The sequence below is a fragment of the Ornithinimicrobium jinqii genome, from assembly GCF_045032595.1.
In the GTDB taxonomy this organism is placed as follows: domain Bacteria; phylum Actinomycetota; class Actinomycetes; order Actinomycetales; family Dermatophilaceae; genus Ornithinicoccus.
This window is the reverse complement of the sequence record NZ_JBJFZS010000042.1, coordinates 1-13,566: the sequence shown is the minus strand read 5'-3', so window position 1 is coordinate 13,566 and position 13,566 is coordinate 1. Positions and strand designations below refer to the sequence as shown.

Below are 13,566 nucleotides of genomic sequence, written 5' to 3'. Positions count from 1 at the left end.
CCAGCTACCGACTCCGCGACCGCGGCGTCGAGACCCTGCCCAGCATCAAGGTTGAGCAGGAAACCCTAGACTGAAACCGTTCACTCTTCGACCGCCGAAACCGTCCAGTTTTCGAGCGCCGTCAACATTTGGGCCATCAGTAGCCGCGATTGACTACGTGGCAGCCACCTCATGGTGTCGAGACGTGGCTCAGGACGACGTGGAGTCTTGTGGGTTGGCGTAGCCTCTTCGTCGAACCACTGCTGGTCGCGTTCTCCGCGCAGGTCGCGCGGGTTGACGGAAGATGTGACCGCAGCTGCGTACGCCCGGTACCCCGACAGGTTGGGGTGGAAGAGGCCGGGGTCGGTGAGACCCAGCACCCAGGGTTCGGGGGCGTTGACGCCGTGATTGACGAAGCGCTTGGTCACGTCTGGGGCGGGGAGTCCGGAAGCACTAGTCTGCGAGGATGAGTCGGTCGCTGACACTACTGCTCGGTGCCGCTCTGGTGCTCATTGGCTTGATCTGGACGGGGCAGGGTTTGGGGTGGATCGGGGGCAGTCCCATGACCGGGGTGACACTGTGGGCGGTGCTCGGTCCGCTGGCCGCGCTAGTCGGGATGGTGCTCCTCCTCCGCGGCGCTCGACGGGTCGGGGGCAACGGGCGATAGCGCGACCTGCGGAGGAGTTCCCGAGATCGTGCGGCCGGCAGAGCATGGCACTCTCATTCCTCCCGGCGAGTAGCGGCCTGTCGGCTGGACTCGCCGATAGCCGACAAGGTGCGCGATCAGGGACGGCGGCCGCCGAGGTGCGTCATTGCGCCGCGACCGGACGGGGTCCCGGGTTCGGCGTAGCGTCGTGGGCGTCGACGGCCTCGTCGCGCTGGCGGCGGGCACCGACTGGGCCCAGATCCGGGTCGCCGCGGGAGGCGACCATGTTCACCACGACCAGCTCCGCGGCGGCACTGCCGTTCCAACCGTCCTCGAAGAGCCCCGCACAGCTCGCGGCGGTCTCGTTCCTGGCTCGCTACTCCGGAGCCACCCACGCCCTGTATCGGACGCAACTGGGCCGCTGGTTCGCCTGGTGCGAGGCCAACGGGCTGGACCCACTCATCGCGATACAACGAGCACACGTCGAGCTCTACATCCGCGAGCTCGGGGAGGCCGGCCTGATGGACTCCTCGGTGAACACGATGATGCACGCCGTTCGGGGATACTTCCGGTTCGCTCACATCCACGGCACCATCACAGCCGACCCGGCCGTGTACACCCGGCTCCCGAAGATCCACCGGGACGAGCCCCGCACCCAGGGCCTGGACCGGCTGGGAGCTGATCCGCTTCCTCCAGGACGCCCAGACCATCACCGTCCACCACGGCGCGCTGGCCTACCTGCTCGGGATCAACGCACTGCGTGCCTCCGAGGCCGCAGCCGTGCGCATCGAGGACTACACCGACGTCCTGCGGGGCCACCGGGTGCTGCACCTGGTCGGCAAGGGCAACAAGCCCGCCACGATGCCGCTGACCGTTCCCGTGCTGCGGGTCCTGGAAGCCTGCCGCGGTGAACGCACCACCGGGCGACTGATCTTGCGCCCGCTGTCCGGCAAGCCAATCGACCGACGTGACGTCTACCGGAATGGTGCAGCGCATCGCGAAGACGGCGAAGATCCCCAGGCACATCAGCCCACACTCGCTACGCCACGCCGCCATCACCAACGCCCTGGACGCCGGCGTACCACTTCGCGACGCCCAGATCCTCGCCCGGCACGCTGACCCCAGGACCAACGAGCACTACGACCGAGCCCGCGGCAACCTCGACCGCCACGGCTCTGACAGGACCTGACACAAGCGACCGAGTCGGTTCCGCCCACGAACACGCCGTGCTGCCACGCTTCGTAACCGGCGTTCGGAGCGACCGAAACAAGTACCTCCTGTCTCACCCGGGGCGGTCCGGATGTGAATTTGGACGGGCCGGACGCCCCGACTGCGCTTAACTTTCCCTCACGGGGACGGCAAGAACCTCCACCCAGACGCCAGTGGTGGTCACACTCACCCGTCGGCGGTGACGGTGACGGCGATCTTCCCCGCGACCCCACCCCCCTCCACGTGGCGAATGGCATCGGCAACGTCATCAAGGGGATAAGTGCACTCGATCACCGACCGGAGATCGCCCTTCTCAACCAGGTTCTTCAGGTCGACGAGGGCCTCGCGGCTCGTTTGGGAGAGGAACGGACGGAACGTGCGGGTTCCTCGCCAGGAGAGCAGTTTGGCTTGAACGATCCGGACGACCGGCCCGATCCACTGTCCCGGGTCCGGAGCCACCATGACAAGTCGGCCGTCCTCGACGAGCAGTCGACCGAGGCGTGTCAGCCCGGTCGTTCCTGCGACGTCGACGATCACGTCGTACCGCTCGCGTGTCGCCGTCACGTCAACCTTCGTGTAGTCGATCGCGTAGTCGGCTCCAAGCGACCGGACCAGCTCCACGTTGGCCGTCCGAGTAACGGCCGTGACAGTGGCTCCAGCCGCCTTGGCGATCTGGACCGCGAGCGTGCCGACGCCCCCGCCCGCCCCAAGGATCAGCACTCGCTGTCCCTGGGTGACTCCGCCCTGGTCGCGGACAGCCAGCAGTGCCGTGGTGCCGGCAGTGCACAACGCGGCCGCCTCGGCAAACGAGACCCCCGCCGGCATGGGGGCGGAGTTCTTGCCGCTGACGAGTTCGGCGAAGGCACCCGAGCGCGACCCGAACACGCGGTCGCCTGGTCGCAGGTCGTCTATGTTCGCGCCGACGGCCTCAACGACGCCCGCCACGTCGAGCCCGACCCTGGGGTTCTTCGGTCGTCTGAATCCGTCGGTCAGCCTGGCGATGTACGGCTTGCCGCGAAGCATGTGCCAGTCGTAGGCATTGACTGATGACGCCACCACCCGGACGAGGATCTCGTCGGGGCCCACCTGGGGCGGATCGATCTCCTCGATGCGTAGCACGTCCGGGGACCCGTACTGATTCGTCACGACGGCCTCCATCTGACTCTCTCTTCCGGTTGTTTCACTTGTTTGGCGTTGTGGGATGGAGAAGTGTCATGCGTCGCGTCGATGCAGCGTGACGGCGGCGGCCACGGTGGGGACGAGAGCGTAGGCGGCCATCACGACCAGGCTCTCCTGGGTGGAGAGGTAGGCGCCTTGGGGATCGGCTGCTCCGGTGGAGAGCAATGTTGAGGATGCCGGCAGCGGTAGGTAGCTGACGATGGTCTGCACCCAGTCCAGGGTGATGAAGCTGAGGATGCCGGGCAGCAGCAGCAGGACGGTCAGGGCAACGGTGATGGTGGCGGCGGTGGAGCGCAGGAGCGTGCCGACGCCGAGTGAGAACAGGGCGGCGGAGATGAGGCAGTAGACCGAGCCGCCGAGCACGCGCCAGGTACCGGGGTCGTCTAGCGCCGGGACGAGGTCGTACGGGGAAAGCTGGGCCATGGTGACCATGTACGACAGGGTCAGGCTGACGAGTGCCACAGCGGCGGCCAGGACACCGAGGGTGAGGGCCTTGGCGGCAAGGACGGGGGTACGGGTCGGGACTGCGGCGATCGTGGAGCGAATCATGCCGGTGGCGTACTCCCCGGTGATGGACAGGGCGCCCAGGACGGCGATGGTCAGCATTCCGAAGGGGAAGCCGCTCGCGACGATCTCGACGCCGTGCATCTGCTCGATGCCCCGGGCCGTCGCGGGGTCCTCCGCCATCGCGTTCAGCGACATGGCGTAGGCCACGGATGCGACCGTCATGAGTGTGGTGGTGGAGGCCAGCGCCCACCACGTCGAGCGCAGGGACAGCAGCTTGATCCACTCCCCGCGCATGATGCCCGCGAAGGTGGGCTGCACCTGCGCGGCGATGGGCGGGGTGGCGGCGCGGGTGGTCGTCGGGGGGTCGGCGGTCAGGGTGCTCATCGGTTCAGGTCCTTCTCGGTCCTAGAGGTGGTGGGAGTGGTGTGGGACCGGTACTCGACCGCACCCTGGGTGAGGCTCATGTACGCCTCCTCGAGGCTGGCGGTGCGCGGTGACAGCTCGTGCAGCAGCAGGCCGTGCCTGAACGCGACCTCACCGACCTGCTCTGCCGTGGTGCCACTGACCTGCAGCGTCCCCACCTCCGGAGAGGTGACGGTCACACCGTCGGCGGCCAGGGCGGTGGCGAGCTCACCGGCGCGTGGGGAGCGCACCCGCACAGCGCTTCCGGCGACGGAGTCGATGACCTGTTGGACCGGGCCGGCGGCGATGATGCGACCGCGGCCGATCACGAGGAGCTTGTCGGCGGTCTGCGCCATCTCGCTCATCAGGTGCGAGGAGAGGAAGACGGTCCGTCCTTCGGCGGCCAGGGCGCGCACGAGCTGGCGGACCCACTGAACGCCTTCGGGGTCAAGCCCGTTGACAGGCTCGTCGAGGAGAAGCGTCCGGGGGTCGCCCAGCAGGGCGGCGGCGATGCCCAGGCGCTGGCCCATGCCGAGGGAGAACCCGCCGGCGCGCTTGCTCGCTACCGCGGCCAGGCCGGTCATCTTGATGACCTCGCTGACCCGGGAGGCGTTGATGTTGTGGGTGGTGGCCAGGGAGCGCAGGTGCGAGCGGGCGCTGCGGCCGGGATGCACGGCGCTTGCTTCCAGCAGGGCGCCGACCTCGCGTAGCGGGGCACGGTGCTGCCGGTAGGGCTTGCCGTTGACGGTGACGGTGCCCGACGTCGGCCGGTCCAGTCCCATGATCATGCGCATGGTCGTGGACTTGCCGGCGCCGTTCGGGCCTAGGAACCCGGTGACCGAGCCGGGCACGATCGTGAAGCTGATGCTGTCAACGGCGGTCTTGTCGCCGTAGCGCTTGGTGAGCTCATGCGCCTCGATCATGACCGGGACCTCTCGGGGGGATGGGATGGGATCGGACCGAGCTCAGCAGCAGACGCTGAGACAGTTGACCGTGCCCGCGGGTGGGTTGAGCGAAGGACGCTCCGGGGCGGGGCGGGCAGTCACGCCCGCTGCGGCGTGCGCAGCGGCTCGCTTTCGCGGCTGGCCGCTAGGGTCGCCGGCGACGCGGTGCGTGGCCAGGTCCAGGCGGAGCGCAGGATGAAGGCCAGGAGCAGCACCTCGAGTCCGATGGAGAGGCCGTAGAAGTAGGAGTAGGTCCAGGACTCGCCATCCGCGTTGTAGATCGTGATGGGGATGAGGAGCGTTGCTACGACGAGGTTGATGGTGCGGTTGACACGGGCGGGCAGTGTCGTGGAGAGCAGGATCATGAGGCTCGGGATGGCCATGAGCGTGAGCGCAAGGGCGAGGAACGTCGGGCCGGTCTCGAACTCGTGGACCACGCCGGCCAGGATGTCGTCGATGACGCCGGGCTTGTACAGGGCGAGGTAGTCGACGTAGATGTAGAGGAACATGACGCTGGTCCAGGCTGCCGCGAGCTTGGCCTGCACGGGCATGCGCAGATCCTCCAGTGCGGTGTGGGATCGAGGTGTTCTCATCACAGTGCTCCTTTGGCTTTATCGGGTGGGTGCCTCCCACCTTCACGGATACCGGCGGCGGGCACATCAGCCGCGGAGCCTGATCCGACCTGGCCGTTGGCCCAGCCGAGCTCTTGTACTTTCGGCTGATACGCCGAGCACGCGGGCTGCCTAGGCTGGTCAGGTGGCCACGAACGCGCTCCGCTCGCTGTTGGCGGAACCTCGACCCACGGATGCCCCGGACCGGGGGCCGCGGGACTGGGCACTGGTCGCGGCACTGGTTGGCTGGTCCGTGGTGGAAGTGGTGCTTCGCCAGGACCTGGCGCCACTCCCGCTGCTGCTGCTCGCGACGCTCGCGGTCCTCGGCCCGCTGCTGTGGCGACGCACGCACCCGCTCGTCGCGGTTGCGGCCTCCTTCGGCACGTGGGCGGTGGTCGACATCGTCAGAGTCCTGACCGGGTCGGAAGGCCTTCTGCTGAACAGCATGTCGGCGGCGCTGATCCTGGCCTACGCCCTGTTCCGGTGGGGCTCCGGTCGCGAGGCCGCCAGCGGCCTCGGCGTCATCCTGCTCTGGCTGCCCATCACCAACGTCGCCGACCCCGTCAGCCTGGCGGACACGGTCGGCACGTACGGGTACTTCCTGTTCGCCGCCGCGCTCGGCGCCGCGATCCGCTATCGCGCGAAGATCCGCGTCCGCGACATCGACCAGGCCAAGGCCCGCGAACGCGAACAGCTCGCTCGTGAGCTCCACGACACCGTCGCCCACCACGTCTCGGGCATCGCCATCCAGGCCCAGGCAGGACGTGCCATCGCGGCCTCCCACCCTGAGCGTGCCGTCGAGGCCCTGGCCATCATCCAGGACGCAGCGACCCGCACCCTCACCGAGCTGCGCGCCATCGTCGGCGTGCTCCGCGCCTCGCAGGACAGCGAGTTCGCGCCGCAGCCCGGCGTGGCCGAGGTCGAGCGGCTCGCCACCGATGGCCAGATGCGTCCCTGCGTCAAGGTGAGGCTCTCCGGCGAGTTCGACGACCTCAGCCCGGCGGTCGGGGCGGCGATCTACCGCCTGGCCCAGGAGTCCATCACCAACGCTCGACGGCACGCCCGGCAAGCGACCCAGGTCACCGTCGCCGTCACAGGCGATGCCGACCGGGTACGGCTGACCATCGACGACGACGGCACCTCCGGCGCTGGCGGCCGCGCACCAGCGGGCTACGGCCTGGTGGGCATGCGGGAACGCGCCTCACTGCTCGGCGGCACCTTCCACGCAGGCCCCATCGCCGGGCGGGGCTGGCGGGTAGAAGCGGTCCTGCCCCGAACCGGGACGTCACGATGAGCATCAGGGTCCTCATCGCCGACGACCAGCCCATCGTGCGGACCGGGCTGACGATGCTTCTCGACGCCCAACCCGACATCGACGTGGTCGGCGCGGCCGCAGACGGGTGCGAGGCGGTCCGCCTGGCGCTCCAGCTGCGCCCCGACGTCGGCCTGTTCGACATCCGGATGCCGCTGATGGACGGCATCGAAGCCACCCGACGTCTCGCCGGCCCCGACGTCGCCGACCCCCTGCCGATCGTGGTCATCACCACCTTCGACCTCGACGAGTATGTCCACGGGGCGCTCAAGGCCGGCGCCCGCGGGTTCCTGCTCAAGGACGCCGGACCCGCCCTGCTGAACCAGGCCATCCACTCCGCCGCCGACGGAGACGCACTTATCGCGCCCAGCGTGACCGTCCGACTGCTCGCAGCGTTCGCCCACGCACAGACCTCACCACCGAGGCAGCCGATAGAACCCCTCACCGCCCGCGAGGAGGAAGTTCTCGTGCCTGTAGCCCGAGGCCGCACCAACAATGAGATCGCCAGGGAGCTCTATATCACCCCCAGCACCGTCAAAGCCCACCTCGCCAGCCTTATGCGAAAGCTCGGCGCCAGAAACCGCGTCGAGGTCGCCATGTGGGCCTACGAGACCGGGCGCACCTGAAGCCGCAAGAGCTCCCGCCGAACGTCTGGTGCAACCCCTCACAGCGTCACCAGGCGGCGCGTACCCCTCGGAGGGACACATCGTTAATTTCGCCGGGTGACGGGCCACAAAACGCGCGGGTCTGAGGGCTAGCGTAGAAGACTTTGGGTCACCCGGCGGCGAGAGCGGCACTGCCAACCTGCGCGAACTGCCCTCAACCGCTGGCAGACAACATTGGGATCTACCTGAACTGCCGCGATCCCTGCGGGTCACGATGGTCCATGAACAACTCCCAGATCACCTCCGCCCTCGTTCCCGTGTCGACTGACAGCTCGGCCGGAGCTGCATTACGCCAGGCGATCGCTGCGCACCTTGCCCGCTACACTGGGCAGACGCGTAGCCACACGGAGTCCGACCTGCGCGCCTTCCTGAACTGGTGCGGCGAACGCGGACTGGACCCGTTGACCGCCCACCCCTTGCACATCGAGCTCTACGTCCGTTGGATGCAGGAGACCCGCTCGTACAAGCCGGCCACGATCTCGCGGCGGTTGTCCGTCGTCATGGGGTTCTACCGTACGGCCGTCATCGACGGTGTCCTGGCTGCCTCGCCGGCCGACCATGTCCGGCGACCGCACGTACCACCTGAGTCACCCACCCTGGGTCTGTCTCACCTGCAGTTCGAGGCGATGCTCCAGGCCGCGCGGAACAGCGCCAACATCAACGACTTCGCCCTCGTCGCGATGGTCGGGCTGCTCGGCCTGCGGATCTTCGAGGCCTGCGGCGCCAGCATCGACGATCTGCGTGAGGAGCACGGCCACCGAGTGCTGAAAGTGCGCGGCAAGGGTGGCAAGGTCATCCTGACCCCTTTGCCGCCGGCGGTCCAGCGCGCTATCGAACGCGCCGTGGACCAGCGTGAAGATGGGCCGATCCTGCGCAACCGACAGGGCGGTCGGATGGACCGTCACGCCGCCACCCGACGCCTGCACCACCTCGCCGAAGACGCCGGCATCAACCTGCCGCGGATGCACCCCCACATGCTGCGGCATGCCTTCGTCACCACCATGCTCGATGCCGGCGTCGACCTGCGCGACGTCCAGATCGCCGCCCGTCATGCCGATCCCCGCACGACGATGCGTTACGCCCGAGCCCGCAAGAACCTCGACCGCCACCCCAACTACATCCTCGCCGCCTACATGGCCTCCGGCACCTGAAGGAGGGCGAGGGACCTGACGCATCGAAATCGCGGGGTGATGCACCGCAGACGCACCGACGGCGTGCGGTCCGCCTGGCGACCCAGCGGCTGGCCGCGTCGGCCCGTTGCCTCGTGGTACTGCTGGTAGTACCGTTGTGGGCGTGCCGTCCGTCGCGAAGATCCTGGCTCAGATGAGAGCCAACCCGAGCAACATTCGGTACGAGGACCTGGCCAGGGTGTGCGAGCACTACTTCGGCCCGCCCAGGACCAGCGGCGGCTCTCACGCCGTGTACAAGACCCCTTGGCCCGGCGACCCGCGAGTGAATATCCAGAACGACCACGGCAAGGCCAAGCCCTACCAGGTCCGACAGGTCCTGGCAGCGATCGACAAGAAGGAGGCAGACCAGTGAGCACGACGATCCCCGAAGTGACGCACTACACCTACCGCGTCAGTTGGTCTCCCGAGGACCAGGAGTTCGTCGCCACCTGCCTCGAGCTTCCCTCCCTGTCCTGGCTAGCACCCACTCAGGACGAGGCACTGCACGGCCTTCGCGATCTGGTCGACACCGTTATTGACGACATGCACCGCAACGGTGAGCCGATCCCAGAACCACTGGCCTCTCGCGCCTATTCGGGCAAGTTCAATCTCCGCGTCGGTGAACGGCTCCACCGTCAGCTCGCGATGAAAGCAGCAGAAGAGCACCTCAGCCTTAACCAGTACGTCATCCGCAAGCTCGGCGACGCATCCTGAACAGACATCCGGAAATGCCGCATACGGCTCGGTCACGCGTCCACGAAGGTGACGCGCCCTTCGTCGTCCGTTGGGGGTTCGAAGTGGTCGAAGTACCGCTCAGCGGTTGCCTCATCGAGCTGGAAGTCGTCGCCGTGCGAGGCTAGCCGGTCGCGGACACGCCTCAAGACGACCTCTCGGGGCGTAGTTAGGTAGAAGATCTCTGGTTCGACACCATGTGGAGCGAGCAGCTCGCGCCAGTCGTCCCGCATGGCGCGTGACCAGAACGAGAAATCGAGGACGACGTCTTCGCCGCTTTGTACTAGGTGGAGGAGTCGTGCTCGAAGTTGGCGGTCTACGGCTGCTCGCACGTGCTCTGGCAGGGGCATGGATCTGTGGCCTTGCTCCCAGGCGGTCTGGTCGAAGGAGAGCCGGTGCATCCCTTGGGCCTCCAGTCGGCGGGCGATGGTGGACTTGCCCGATCCGGCTGGACCGCACATGAGGACAACTCGGCTCATGAGTCCGATTGTGCAGGCCCGCGCCGGACACGCGCATCTGGCACCCCTCTGTGTCAAGAGGCGGCTGGGAGGGTGGTCGTAGGCTTGGTGGTGGCGGGTCCGGGAAGAGGCTTGTCCGAAGAGCCGGCAGCGGGTTGTGAGCCGGTCGCGCTGGAGTCAGAGTCGTCACCCCTTTGCCCTCCCGGGCCCGTCGTGTGTCCGGCGAGGTCGTCGAGCATCGCCTTGTACACCAGGTCGGACAGGCGCCGTTTGAGGCAGCGCAGCGCTTCCATCGACGTCTTCCCGGCGGCTTTCTTCCGGTCGTAGTAGACCCGGCCCTCGGTGGTTCTGGTGCGGAGCTGGACGATGGCCATGATGTGCAGCACCCGGTTGATCTGCCGGTTCCCGCCGCGGGAGAGCCGGTGGCGGACGTGCTCGCCGGAGGAGGCGTCGATCGGGGCGGTGCCGGTCCAGGACGCGAAGTGGTTCCGGTCGGGGAAGCGGGTGATGTCCCCGACCTCGACCAGCAGCCGCGCGGCGCCGGAGGGTCCGATGCCGTGCAGGTCCATCAGCGAGGACCCGGACGCCTCCACCAGCGCCTTGAGGTCCTGGTCCGCGGCCTTGGTGCGGGCGTAGATCTTGGCCAGGTCCGCGGCCAGCTCGGCGGCGTGGGCCTTGCGGACCTTGCCCGCCGGTGTGGTGGGGCGGACTTTCTTGAGCAGCTCCTTGGCCTGGGCCGCGGACAGGAACGTCTTGGCCCCGCCGGGGACGAGCTCGAGCAGCAGCTTGTGCAGCTGGCAGACCTTGCGGGTGTGCTCCTCACCCAGGGAGCGGCGCCGGTCCACGCACATCCGCAGCACCTCCAGCTGCTCATCCCCACGACCGGACGCAGGCCGGACATGCGCACCCCGACCAGGGCGATCGAGTGGGCGTCGGTGGCGTCGGTCTTACGTCCCTGTCCGGTGGCGAAGATCCGCACCCGCGCCGACATCTTCGCCGGCACGTCCACGACCTCCTCGCCGTCGGCGACGAGGCGGTCGGCGACGTGCTTGCCGATGCCGGCGCACCCCTCGACCGCCCAGACCCGGCGCGGCCACGCCCGGGCGTAGGCCAGCAGCCGGCCGTACCCCTCGGCGTCCGTGGGAAACCGCCCGCCGCCGACGATGCTCTCGCCGGCGGTCATGACCTCGATCGTCACGCTGCGCTTGTGCGGGTCCATCCCGATCACGACCCGCGGGGACTCCTGCTCGTCCATTGCTGTGCTCCCTTGCTCGTGCCAACAGGTGGTGTCGAGCTGGGAGGGCACCGCTACGTACGGCTGGGCACACCCCTCTTGAGCCTCTCGCAGCCCTGACGGTGACCGGGACGACGCACGCCAAATGTGAGCCTCACGCCAAGAGCGTGGGCAGCCGCAAAGAGAACGACCGCCCCCGTCACCTAGAACCGAGCCTGGCCGGGCCCGATCCTGCCGTCAATGAAACACGTAGCCGCGCACCGCGCGCCGCGCGGCAGTACGACGATGTGGACGCTCGGCAACCTCGCGCAGTTGAGCACAACCCGCGCACAGATCATCGTGCCAGCGAACGCGCGCTCCGCTCTTGCTTCGTGATGTACCTGTTCATCTGGGGCCGGTGGGTAGACACTCAACTTGTGAGTGCGACTGAGCGTCCCGCGGTGGAGGACCAAACCCCGCCTGCCGCTCTGCTCAGGGTCGTCAACCCGGTCCTGAGGACCGTCCTGCGCTCTCCCCTGCGTGGGGCGCTCGGCCGGGGCCTGATGCTTCTGCACGTCACGGGTCGCAAGTCAGGGCGGGTCTACGTGGTCCCGGTGGGACGGCACGTGCACGAGGGGCAGCTGGTGGCCTCGGCCGGCGGCGCCTGGCGGCGCAACCTGGCGGGGGGCGCCGCACTGGAGGTCACCCTCGACGGGCGCCGACGTCCCGCTCACGGAGAACTGGTCGACGACCCCTACGAGGTTGCCCAGATCTTCGGTGATCTCCTGTCCCAGCTGGGGTGGAAGCGGGCGAACCGGCTCGGTCTGAAGCTCAACGTCGATCGAGCGCCGACCACGTCCGAGCTACAGGCCGCGCTGGTCGACCGCAGGGTAGTGCGCCTGACCCTGCTGGACACCGCAGGCCCAGTCGGTCGCTGACCGGCCGGCACGAGCAGGCCGGCGCGAGAGTGGCTGGCTCTAGAACGCCACATGCGTGGCGATGTCGGCTGTGAGCAGCTGGGCAAGGTTGCTCGCTCTTCTGACCGGGCCGGTGTGCCCGGCACCACCCAGGACGCGAAGGTCGCTGCAGGGCAGCACGCGGTCGAGCGCCTCGAGGCGCCGTCCGAAGTGGGCGGGCGACTTCGCCCCTCCCACCAAGAGCACGTGCTGCGCAATCCCGCGGTACTGGTCCAGACGGTCACCCAGTTGCTCCAGCGCTTCTGCATCGCCGATCTGGCCCGGGATCAGGGTCCTGCGGAACCGCGGCGACAGGGCTAGGAGCCGTGCCAACTTCGCTGCCGGAGCGGGTGCCCCGGCGATGTCGCGCAAGAAGATCTCCAGAGCCTGCCCGGGATGACCGGCATCGATCGCGCGACGCGCCGCGAGGGTCGAGCTCGGCGGTCCCAACGGCAGCTCTGTCAGGTCGAGGGCCGGCTCGTAGACCGCGAGAGCATCGAAGCACTCCGGAGCGGCCAGCACCGCCTCCAACGCCACCACACCGCCGGCGGAGTGTCCGAACAGGTAGCAGGGACGACCGGCCTCCCGGGCCAGAGCCACGACGTCCAACGCCTCGTCCTTGACCTCGACCGCGCGTGAGCGCTCGACGTCGGTTCGGTACCGGCGCCGGGTGAGTCGCAGCACCCGGCACGTGCTCCGCAGCTGCGCCGCCAGCCCGGCATACCCGCGCCCATCGTCCAGGCCGCCGCCGGAGACGATCACTGTGACCGGACCGCTGCCCTCGTCGAAGGCCAAGACCTGGCAACCGTCAGCCGACTCCACAGTGATTCGGCCGGGAGCTCGCGAATCGGATAGGCCCCCTCGACGTTGGCGGGTCATGAAATGACGCTAGCAGCAGCAGCCCCACGTCTGGGGTGAGATGTACGCAGCGGCCACCGACGGAAGGCGCCGCACATCCGGTACTGCCGCACCGCGCGCGGGTGCCTCACCACCCGCCAGCGCTCCATGTGGGGACGGCCTTAGGCTCAACGCGTGGCCGCGTCAATCCGCTTCAGCTCAGTGACCATCGCATGCCCCAACCCTGAGGAACTGGCGGCGTTTTATGCGGACATCACGGACGGCGAGGTCACATTCACGCACCAGAACGAGTGGGCCAGCCTGCGATGCCCTGGCGGGCGAATCGAGTTCATGGGAGTCCCCAACTACGAACCTCCCCGCTGGCCGGAGGACACTTCGCTCATCCACATCGACTTCCATGTCGACGACCTGGAAGTGGCGAGCACGCGTGCGGAGAGGGCAGGAGCCACCCGCTTCGTCACGCAGCCCAACGCCAGCCATTGCCTCGTCTTCGCCGATCCCGCAGGCCACCCATTCTGTCTCACCCTGATCGACGAAGTCGGCTGATGATCCTCACGGATGCCCCTCACCGAGGACAGCTCCGCTCGCTCGTCCGGATCGGGTCTGTCCGATGAACGGTGGTTCTGGTGTTCATCTCAGAGGTTCTCCGCGGCCGGCATGCGGTCGGCGAAGGTGACGGCGAAAGCGTTGAGCGCGGGCTTCCACCGCATGGTCCATCGTGCCTGC

17 protein-coding genes and 1 pseudogene are annotated in these 13,566 nt (G+C 68.1%); 9 read left to right on the top strand and 9 right to left on the bottom strand.

Features of this window, described 5'->3' with window-relative positions:
- Window positions 1-80 precede the first annotated feature (80 nt).
- Window positions 81-407: a hypothetical protein gene (locus tag ACI3ET_RS15835; protein WP_405034039.1), complete on the bottom strand. Its 327-nt coding sequence runs from the start codon at window positions 405-407 to the stop codon at window positions 81-83.
- A gap of 283 nt (window positions 408-690) precedes the next feature.
- On the opposite strand from ACI3ET_RS15835, the gene ACI3ET_RS15830 reads away from it, so the two are divergent.
- Window positions 691-1,536 carry a site-specific integrase gene (locus ACI3ET_RS15830; RefSeq protein ID WP_405034038.1) on the top strand — a complete coding sequence of 282 codons (846 nt, stop codon included), beginning with the start codon at window positions 691-693 and terminating at the stop codon, window positions 1,534-1,536.
- A 71-nt stretch (window positions 1,537-1,607) separates the two neighbouring features.
- Window positions 1,608-1,814 carry a tyrosine-type recombinase/integrase gene (locus ACI3ET_RS15825; protein ID WP_405034037.1) on the top strand — a complete coding sequence of 69 codons (207 nt, stop codon included), beginning with the start codon at window positions 1,608-1,610 and terminating at the stop codon, window positions 1,812-1,814.
- Between the two features lie 206 nt (window positions 1,815-2,020).
- Here the strand turns inward: ACI3ET_RS15825 and ACI3ET_RS15820 are convergent, their stop codons facing one another.
- From ACI3ET_RS15820 to ACI3ET_RS15805, 4 genes are all read right to left on the bottom strand, one after another.
- A complete protein-coding gene (locus ACI3ET_RS15820) occupies window positions 2,021-2,992 on the bottom strand; it encodes an NAD(P)-dependent alcohol dehydrogenase (RefSeq protein ID WP_405034036.1) in 972 nt (323 codons plus the stop codon).
- Window positions 2,993-3,046: 54 nt separating this feature from the next.
- Window positions 3,047-3,904 carry an ABC transporter permease subunit gene (locus ACI3ET_RS15815; RefSeq protein ID WP_405034035.1) on the bottom strand — a complete coding sequence of 286 codons (858 nt, stop codon included), beginning with the start codon at window positions 3,902-3,904 and terminating at the stop codon, window positions 3,047-3,049.
- A complete protein-coding gene (locus ACI3ET_RS15810; protein ID WP_405034034.1) occupies window positions 3,901-4,845 on the bottom strand; it encodes an ABC transporter ATP-binding protein in 945 nt (314 codons plus the stop codon). Before ACI3ET_RS15810 ends, ACI3ET_RS15815 begins: the two co-directional genes overlap by 4 nt.
- A 119-nt stretch (window positions 4,846-4,964) precedes the next feature.
- A complete protein-coding gene (locus ACI3ET_RS15805) occupies window positions 4,965-5,417 on the bottom strand; it encodes a DUF6326 family protein (RefSeq protein ID WP_405034033.1) in 453 nt (150 codons plus the stop codon).
- A gap of 325 nt (window positions 5,418-5,742) precedes the next feature.
- Between ACI3ET_RS15805 and ACI3ET_RS15800 the strand changes: the two genes are divergently transcribed.
- The 5 genes from ACI3ET_RS15800 to ACI3ET_RS15780 all read left to right on the top strand — a co-directional run bounded on the left by ACI3ET_RS15800 (window position 5,743) and on the right by ACI3ET_RS15780 (window position 9,337).
- Entirely contained in the window at window positions 5,743-6,771 is a 1,029-nt protein-coding gene (locus ACI3ET_RS15800; RefSeq protein ID WP_405034032.1) for a sensor histidine kinase, read from the top strand.
- Window positions 6,768-7,415 carry a response regulator gene (locus tag ACI3ET_RS15795; protein ID WP_405034031.1) on the top strand — a complete coding sequence of 216 codons (648 nt, stop codon included), beginning with the start codon at window positions 6,768-6,770 and terminating at the stop codon, window positions 7,413-7,415. Before ACI3ET_RS15800 ends, ACI3ET_RS15795 begins: the two co-directional genes overlap by 4 nt.
- 260 nt (window positions 7,416-7,675) lie before the next feature.
- On the top strand, window positions 7,676-8,605 hold the full coding sequence (locus ACI3ET_RS15790) for a tyrosine-type recombinase/integrase (RefSeq protein ID WP_405034030.1): 930 nt from the start codon (window positions 7,676-7,678) through the stop codon (window positions 8,603-8,605).
- 142 nt (window positions 8,606-8,747) lie between these two features.
- Window positions 8,748-8,996 carry a toxin HicA gene (locus tag ACI3ET_RS15785; RefSeq protein ID WP_405034029.1) on the top strand — a complete coding sequence of 83 codons (249 nt, stop codon included), beginning with the start codon at window positions 8,748-8,750 and terminating at the stop codon, window positions 8,994-8,996.
- Window positions 8,993-9,337 (top strand): type II toxin-antitoxin system HicB family antitoxin, encoded by a 345-nt coding sequence (locus ACI3ET_RS15780; RefSeq protein ID WP_405034028.1) that lies wholly within the window; start codon window positions 8,993-8,995, stop codon window positions 9,335-9,337. Before ACI3ET_RS15785 ends, ACI3ET_RS15780 begins: the two co-directional genes overlap by 4 nt.
- 32 nt (window positions 9,338-9,369) lie before the next feature.
- Here the strand turns inward: ACI3ET_RS15780 and ACI3ET_RS15775 are convergent, their stop codons facing one another.
- From ACI3ET_RS15775 to ACI3ET_RS15765, 3 genes and pseudogenes are all read right to left on the bottom strand, one after another.
- Window positions 9,370-9,834 carry a P-loop nucleotide/nucleoside kinase family protein gene (locus ACI3ET_RS15775; protein WP_405034027.1) on the bottom strand — a complete coding sequence of 155 codons (465 nt, stop codon included), beginning with the start codon at window positions 9,832-9,834 and terminating at the stop codon, window positions 9,370-9,372.
- Between the two features lie 53 nt (window positions 9,835-9,887).
- On the bottom strand, window positions 9,888-10,664 hold the full coding sequence (locus ACI3ET_RS15770; RefSeq protein ID WP_405034026.1) for a transposase: 777 nt from the start codon (window positions 10,662-10,664) through the stop codon (window positions 9,888-9,890).
- Window positions 10,665-10,753: 89 nt separating this feature from the next.
- Window positions 10,754-10,996 (bottom strand): annotated as a pseudogene (locus ACI3ET_RS15765) (IS110 family transposase); the annotation flags it as partial.
- A 491-nt stretch (window positions 10,997-11,487) separates the two neighbouring features.
- Between ACI3ET_RS15765 and ACI3ET_RS15760 the strand changes: the two are divergent.
- Entirely contained in the window at window positions 11,488-11,964 is a 477-nt protein-coding gene (locus ACI3ET_RS15760; protein ID WP_405034025.1) for a nitroreductase/quinone reductase family protein, read from the top strand.
- A 39-nt stretch (window positions 11,965-12,003) separates the two neighbouring features.
- Here the strand turns inward: ACI3ET_RS15760 and ACI3ET_RS15755 are convergent, their stop codons facing one another.
- A complete protein-coding gene (locus tag ACI3ET_RS15755) occupies window positions 12,004-12,861 on the bottom strand; it encodes an alpha/beta fold hydrolase (protein WP_405034024.1) in 858 nt (285 codons plus the stop codon).
- Window positions 12,862-13,014: 153 nt separating this feature from the next.
- Here ACI3ET_RS15755 and ACI3ET_RS15750 point away from each other — a divergent pair, with 153 nt between their 5' ends.
- Complete coding sequence (locus tag ACI3ET_RS15750) at window positions 13,015-13,386, top strand: VOC family protein (RefSeq protein ID WP_405034023.1); 372 nt, start codon at window positions 13,015-13,017, stop codon at window positions 13,384-13,386.
- The last annotated feature ends 180 nt before the right edge of the window (window positions 13,387-13,566 follow it).

What these genes read in the sequence shown, in the direction of transcription:
- ACI3ET_RS15830 (WP_405034038.1), top strand. Translation starts at nt 691, where the DNA reads ATGGCACTCTCATTCCTCCCGGCGAGTAGCGGCCTGTCGGCTGGACTC.
- ACI3ET_RS15825 (WP_405034037.1), top strand. Translation starts at nt 1,608, where the DNA reads ATGGTGCAGCGCATCGCGAAGACGGCGAAGATCCCCAGGCACATCAGC.
- ACI3ET_RS15820 (WP_405034036.1), bottom strand. Translation starts at nt 2,992, where the DNA reads ATGGAGGCCGTCGTGACGAATCAGTACGGGTCCCCGGACGTGCTACGC.
- ACI3ET_RS15815 (WP_405034035.1), bottom strand. Translation starts at nt 3,904, where the DNA reads ATGAGCACCCTGACCGCCGACCCCCCGACGACCACCCGCGCCGCCACC.
- ACI3ET_RS15810 (WP_405034034.1), bottom strand. Translation starts at nt 4,845, where the DNA reads ATGATCGAGGCGCATGAGCTCACCAAGCGCTACGGCGACAAGACCGCC.
- ACI3ET_RS15805 (WP_405034033.1), bottom strand. Translation starts at nt 5,417, where the DNA reads ATGCCCGTGCAGGCCAAGCTCGCGGCAGCCTGGACCAGCGTCATGTTC.
- ACI3ET_RS15795 (WP_405034031.1), top strand. Translation starts at nt 6,768, where the DNA reads ATGAGCATCAGGGTCCTCATCGCCGACGACCAGCCCATCGTGCGGACC.
- ACI3ET_RS15790 (WP_405034030.1), top strand. Translation starts at nt 7,676, where the DNA reads ATGAACAACTCCCAGATCACCTCCGCCCTCGTTCCCGTGTCGACTGAC.
- ACI3ET_RS15775 (WP_405034027.1), bottom strand. Translation starts at nt 9,834, where the DNA reads ATGAGCCGAGTTGTCCTCATGTGCGGTCCAGCCGGATCGGGCAAGTCC.
- ACI3ET_RS15770 (WP_405034026.1), bottom strand. Translation starts at nt 10,664, where the DNA reads ATGTGCGTGGACCGGCGCCGCTCCCTGGGTGAGGAGCACACCCGCAAG.
- ACI3ET_RS15755 (WP_405034024.1), bottom strand. Translation starts at nt 12,861, where the DNA reads ATGACCCGCCAACGTCGAGGGGGCCTATCCGATTCGCGAGCTCCCGGC.